The sequence below is a fragment of the Syntrophomonas sp. UBA5494 genome, from assembly GCF_002426325.1.
Genome location: NZ_DIPG01000008.1, coordinates 15,212 through 15,553 on the forward strand (window position 1 = coordinate 15,212; position 342 = coordinate 15,553).

At 55.3% G+C, this 342-nt stretch carries 1 protein-coding gene; it reads left to right on the plus strand.

From position 1 onward, the window contains the following. Positions 1 to 342: methionine gamma-lyase family protein (locus tag B3W37_RS00980; RefSeq protein WP_483174517.1), on the plus strand; the 342-nt coding region annotated here is incomplete at both ends.

Below are 342 nucleotides of genomic sequence, written 5' to 3' on the forward strand. Positions count from 1 at the left end.
TATGGAGATACCGGCCGTGCAGCGTTAGAAAGGATTTATGCCGAGGTTTTTCAGGCCGAGGAGGCCCTGGTGCGCCCGCAGATCGTATCCGGCACCCATGCCATAACAGCCTGCTTGTTCGCGCTGCTGCAGCCGGGGGATGGATTGCTCAGCATCAGCGGCAGACCCTATGATACTCTGTTTAATATTATTGACGGAGGCCCTGAGCGCAAGCGCACTTTAATGAAGAGGGGCATCCTTTATAAGGAGATACCCCTCAACCGGGCCGGGCTGCCGGATGAAAAGTCTATTAAAGAGGCGGTGGACCAGAATACCAGAATGGTGTTGATCCAGCGTTCCCGC